Genomic DNA, 285 nt, shown 5'->3' with positions numbered 1-285 from the left:
GATCTTAAAAACGTTGTAGCATTTCAAATAATGTAGTTGTACCAGCCCCAGAAGTGCCAACACTAGCCACAGTTTGGCCTTTCTGAATATTTATGCTTACCTTATTAAGTGCGCTTACATCGGGGCGAGAAGGATAGTTAAAGCTAATGTTTTCACGCGCAATTGCAGGGGAAGTCCTTTCTTGCAGTAAATTTCTATCTTGTGGGTTTAGGGGGTTTAGTATGACACGTTTAACAGCTAGGATCTCAAGATGCCATGCTCCTGCACCAGCTGCCAGTTCTCGTT

At 43.2% G+C, this 285-nt stretch carries 1 protein-coding gene; it reads right to left on the bottom strand.

What is annotated here, in order from left to right; translation table 11 throughout:
- Positions 1 to 4: 4 nt before the first annotated feature.
- Positions 5 to 285: ATP-binding cassette domain-containing protein (locus tag CWB66_RS21580; protein ID WP_138587013.1), on the bottom strand; the 281-nt coding region annotated here is incomplete at its 5' end.

Source organism: Pseudoalteromonas sp. S558, from assembly GCF_005886635.1.
In the GTDB taxonomy this organism is placed as follows: domain Bacteria; phylum Pseudomonadota; class Gammaproteobacteria; order Enterobacterales; family Alteromonadaceae; genus Pseudoalteromonas; species Pseudoalteromonas aliena.
The sequence above is the reverse complement of the archived record's forward strand: the minus strand, read 5'-3'. Positions and strand labels throughout refer to the sequence as shown.